The 5,069-nt window shown below is 55.3% G+C and carries 4 protein-coding genes; 2 read left to right on the forward strand and 2 right to left on the reverse strand.

Annotated elements, in window-relative coordinates; all coding sequences use genetic code 11:
- The coding region (locus tag AB1E33_RS29535; RefSeq protein WP_372580801.1) for a hypothetical protein at positions 1-245 on the forward strand (245 nt) is incomplete at its 5' end.
- A gap of 255 nt (positions 246-500) precedes the next feature.
- Positions 501-3,071 carry an alpha/beta hydrolase family protein gene (locus tag AB1E33_RS29540; RefSeq protein WP_372580802.1) on the forward strand — a complete coding sequence of 857 codons (2,571 nt, stop codon included), beginning with the start codon at positions 501-503 and terminating at the stop codon, positions 3,069-3,071.
- Positions 3,072-3,370: 299 nt separating this feature from the next.
- Here AB1E33_RS29540 and AB1E33_RS29545 read toward each other — a convergent pair whose 3' ends face one another.
- A complete protein-coding gene (locus AB1E33_RS29545) occupies positions 3,371-4,345 on the reverse strand; it encodes an endonuclease/exonuclease/phosphatase family protein (RefSeq protein ID WP_372580803.1) in 975 nt (324 codons plus the stop codon).
- A gap of 616 nt (positions 4,346-4,961) precedes the next feature.
- Positions 4,962-5,069 (reverse strand): integrase core domain-containing protein (locus AB1E33_RS29550; RefSeq protein WP_372580208.1); only part of this gene is annotated, 108 nt, incomplete at its 5' end.

The raw sequence follows: 5,069 nt of genomic DNA on the forward strand, positions 1-5,069 counted from the left end.
TATTCCGAGCAGTTCGTGACCCGGTACTTAGCCTTGGGAAACTTGTCGCGACGGGCATCATTGAATTTGTATGGCATCCACAGCAACTCACGGGAGGGAAAGCAACAGAGCTAATCCTGAAGCGCGATCCGTGCAACACGGTCCCGGCTGGGGTATTTTTGTTCCAGTGGAACATAGAGCGAAGCGTTCCTTTGGGTCTGAATCGGTTCGCTCACACCGCGACGTTGAAAAACAGCGCAAGTTAATTTCTGCGCTGTCCCATTTACAGCAAGCACCCGCGCAAACTGGTCCACTCTTTGCCAATGCCCGCAACAAAGCTCTGATCTCAAGCGAAGTTCCGCGTGCCTGCGATCAGAGAATGGCCGCTATTCGCTTGGATTAATTCTTTAATGAAATCTTAATCTTACGCTCTTCTGGAGCTTGTTAGTCAATCCGCGTTCGAATGCCTCGAAAAAAACCAGCATGAAATTTTTGCAGAAAATGATGGGAGACACAGTCAAATGCCTAATGGAACCTACGAAGAATTTCGCGACGCCTTGCGCGCATTTGAGTCGGGCTGGGATAGGGATCGCTATGACGCAGGGGTTATTCAGGACTGGCAATTGAACCAATGGGCCGGTGGCGAAGTTACCGGATTTTACCCCGGATACTCTAGCTGGTCTGATCTGATCAGCAACGAGTGGGACGCGATGTCCTACCGGTCAATGAACTCGCTTGGCTTTGTTGGCTATCAATTCGGCGAAGCCCTGTTGATCGATCTCGGGTATTACACCGATGATATCTATTACGGGAATGGTGCGGCCTCGAATACATGGGATGGCACCTGGACCGGCAAAAACGGCGTCAATTCGCTCGAGGACTTTACCACCGAAGCCGCGCAGGAGCGCGCGATACAGGAAGCCTTTGGCTATAACCTTCAGGTAATCGAGACCGGATTGGGCTATCAGGGCGAAAGCCTGAGCGATTACCTCGGCACCACCCGGACTTTTATTGATAACGGGCAAGAAGTAACCGTTACCCTCACCATGACAGGGATTATGGCGGCGGCGCATTTGCGCGGGGCTTGGGGAACCCTGTCCCTTTTGCAGGGCGGCAATGTATCAACTGATGAATACGGCACGTCCATTCTGCGCTATATCGATCAATTCGGCGGCTACGACGCGCCATCGGTAGAAGACGCCATCAAGGCCTATACCGATGGTGTTTTGCCAACGGATACAGGCGGCGGGAGCGGTTCAGGAAATGTTTCTCCACCCCCCGAGCCGCCGGCGCCGAACGGTCCGACAGGCAATGGAACCGCCGACACTACAGAGGACACGGCGGATGTTGTTATAACCTGGGCTTGGGGCACGGAAGTAACGGTCTCGGATTTTGATCCAGCGACCGATACGATCTTCATCTCTTGGGTAGGCGCAGATGCGCTGGACGTTCGTGAGGTCAATGGATCGGTCGTGTTTGCGATCCCGTCCAACAACCAGTCCACCGAGTTGAGCGGTGTGGCTTTGGCAGATCTGAGTCCCACCAATTTCACAATACTGGACAGCACTGCAGCGACTGAGGTCCTCAGCATGGTGGGGTCGCACGGGACAACCCCCGGCGGTAGCGGCAATGGTCACAGCCATCAGCATATGCATGTCACACTAAGCTTCGCATCAGACGCACAAGTGATAGACGATTTCATGCCCGCAATGGGCGATGTCATCGAAATCGGCCCGGATATCACGTCCGATAGCTTTGCGATTTTCGAAGAAAGCGGTGATGCTCTTGGCCAGACGGTCCGCATTGAGTTGACCGAAGGCAACGTGACCAAACAGATCATATTCACCGGCTTTGGACTGGGTGATCTCGATCTGGGCAATTTCTCGATCACGGATCAGGCGGTGCTGAACGAGGTCTCCTCTGCGTTGGGTCAGATCGTTTTCACTCCGGGTGTCGGCGATGGTTATCAACTGAGCTACGACACCGATGGTTCAAACCCACCCGACACAACAGGAGCAACCGATTCAGGCGGCGTTAAGTTCCGGGCCGACAGCAACGCCGACGACATTACCGGGTTCCGCCCAGGCACGGATCAACTGGATTTCGGTGGAACGTCAGTACACGGAATGATTGTCACCAAATCATCCAGTGGAGAGATCGTGATCGACAGTCCCTGGTCTGATGCGGCCCAGATTGTTCAGGGCGTGACTTACCAGGATGTCACGATCGAAGATTTCGGTGTCGTTGGTAACGAACATTTCCGGCAGGATATGGGGGCCGTTGTCAGCTGGGAACAAGGCGTCGGTCCGCGCGAAGCTGACACGACCTATGTCCGCAGCCATGAATATGGTGTGCATGAGGTGATCGACGGTTTCGACCCAGCGACAATGAAGATCAGTTTCCTGTATTTTGGCACGCGGGAGCGTCTGAGCGTTGAGGATAGCAGTGAGGGATTGATCATTTCATCGCTACCGACCGGGCAGAGCGTCACTCTGACTGGCGTCTCCAAGGCAGATCTGATCCCCGGATTGGTGGAGTTTCATCATGATCAGGTGATGGAAGACAATCTGGAGGTCCCGTTTGGGTTTGAACAGAACGATGTGACCCTGGTTGATCGCACCATGTTGCTGACACCCGAAGCACCTGCTGGTGCTACGACAGACGGCCATCAGACCCGACCTGGAGATCTCACAGGGAGCTCTTCAGATACAAACAACGGTGTTGTCACAGATGGCGGAACCACGGATACAGACGATGACCAAACAGCAGGCGCTGTCACCTTCGGCGCAGGTGCCGATGTTGCCGAGCTGACCTGGGACTGGGGTGTGAAGACTGAAATCACCGGTTTCGATGCGGGTGAAGATGTGCTGGATTTCAACTCGCTCAGTGAAAGCGACGTTGCAGTCAGTGAGAACGGTGACGATCTGGTGTTTGAAGTAGTCGGAAACGGCGGTCATACGGTGACGCTCCAGGACATTCAGGCAGAAGACCTGAGCCTTGGCAAACTCACTGCGGACGACTGGAACTCCATCGACGAGGCGAACAGCGCGCTGGTAGGCCAGCTGGAAGCATTGGGAATGTCCTTAGTCTGAAGCACAATTGACACTCCACCCGGCCATTCCTTAGGCCGGGTGGAGTTTAGCGGAGTATTTCATTGACTGCGAACGCGGCCCAGGTTTCTCCGGATTGAGTTTTGGTAAGTTGATCGATTATTTCATCGGTCTTAGAGTTGCAGAATCCAACCACCGAAATCTCCGTCAAATTTGTTGAGTGTCGTTCTTGCATTCAGTGAGATTGCTCAGGCATGGAATGGCGGCTTTGCCGAGCAGCACCGCAGTAAACGAATATGGTAGCCAAGGTCCGGAATGGGCCGTTCTCGCTGGGATGGTTCCTAAAAATCCAGCACGACCCACGCCGGATCGTGGTCGGACCCGTCACCGCCGTGTTTGGTTCGCCGGTCAATGTGGGCAGACACCAGGAGCGGTGCCAGCTTGGCGCTCAGCCAGACCTGGTCGTAAAGCTCATACCGTGGTGGTTCCGGGCCAGCGGGGTTAAAGCGATGTGTCCATTGCGGCGACGCCGGCCCCGGCCCCTGACCGGGCGTTTCGGATTTCGCAGGCCGGCTTTCCACCGCATGTGCAAGCCCGTTCACCAGCGCATCAAAATCCGCCGTCAGCATCGGTGCAAGATCGGGTGAGTCCTCGGGATCGTTCATGTCGCCCAGCAGCACGAACCGGCCGCCGCGCCGTTCCTGGTGTGAGAGGATCCGAGACACCATTTCCGCCTGCCGTCGCCGCCGTGCATTAGCGGCGATAGCACCCGCCTCCGGGTCCTGATCGAACGGGACAAAATGGCTTTTAAGGTGCGTGTTGTAGACCGTCATCAGGCGGTCCCCGGACGTATCCAGCACCTCGACCTGCAGCAGGTCGCGACCAAAGACCCGTTCCCCCGGCGCGTTAGGATGTACTGCCATTTGGTGCGAGGTGATAGCACCCAAGGGTAGTTTCGACAGGATGCCGACGTCGATCATGCGCTGGTCGTTGCCTTCGACCAGCGCCACAAACGGGTACATCCCGCCAAGGTGCGATCGGTTGAATTCCTTCAGAATCCCGATGTGCTCGACCTCTTGTACGGCAAGTATATCGAGGTTCATCACATCGCGGATGCGGACCGCGATTGTGGCAGTATCGGCCGGGTCCTTTCCCTTGACGAGACGACCCTTGAACGTTCGCACCACAAGGTCGGCATTGTCAAAAGTCATGGTGATCCCGCCTGCATCGGGTGACGGCGAGGCGGGGACGCTGGCCTGAAAGTTGAAACGCGAAAAAAGGTTGTTCAGGTTAAAGGTGCCTATGGAAATCTGCATTCGAACATCCCTGATTGAACTGGCCTATCGCAAGACTACCGGTTCCTATTGCGCTTGCCCACTTTCTTGGCGGGCAGATTTGAAACCATTGGCGGAGAGAAAAAATTTTTACGGACATGAACAAGGCACGGACGCAGGAACATAGGTTTCTCGACCGCTCGATTTCGGAGTAGTGTAAGCATGGATGCAGTGCTACATCCGATGATTGGCGCGAGCTCGCATTTGCACGATGCCGCTTTGGGCCAGAGCGTCAGCTTTAAATTCGTTGCGCTATGCGTCTTTGGAAGCTGGTGGTGCCTAAAGAGAAGCTTCTGTTGTAATCGAGAACTGAAAAGGGCTGTACAAGCAAGCACCTCGTGTCTCTCTCTCACGTTTCGACGGTTTTCTGTGCGGACAGCCACTGCGAAACGTGTTCATTGCCTGTGTTGCCAGGCGGTCGAACGGCCTGGTGAGTTGGTATCCGCCCGCTGAAACGGTGGCACCGGACGGATGCGCCAAGCGGACCTGCGTGATGTAGCGCTCAGAAATGGCGACCGGCAGCAGTACGGCTCCGGCACCAGTTGCAGCCAGTGCTTCCCAGACTGATCAGCCCCACTTGAGTGGTCCAATTTGAAAGTTAGTGCATGACCGGTCTCTGGTCTATCTGGACGATGGTTTCCGGAGCCGGAGGGCGATATCCCAGAGCACTATGGGGTCGTTTGGTGTTGTAGTGTTTCCTCCATTC

Source organism: Ruegeria hyattellae (assembly GCF_041537925.1).
GTDB lineage: Bacteria > Pseudomonadota > Alphaproteobacteria > Rhodobacterales > Rhodobacteraceae > Ruegeria_C.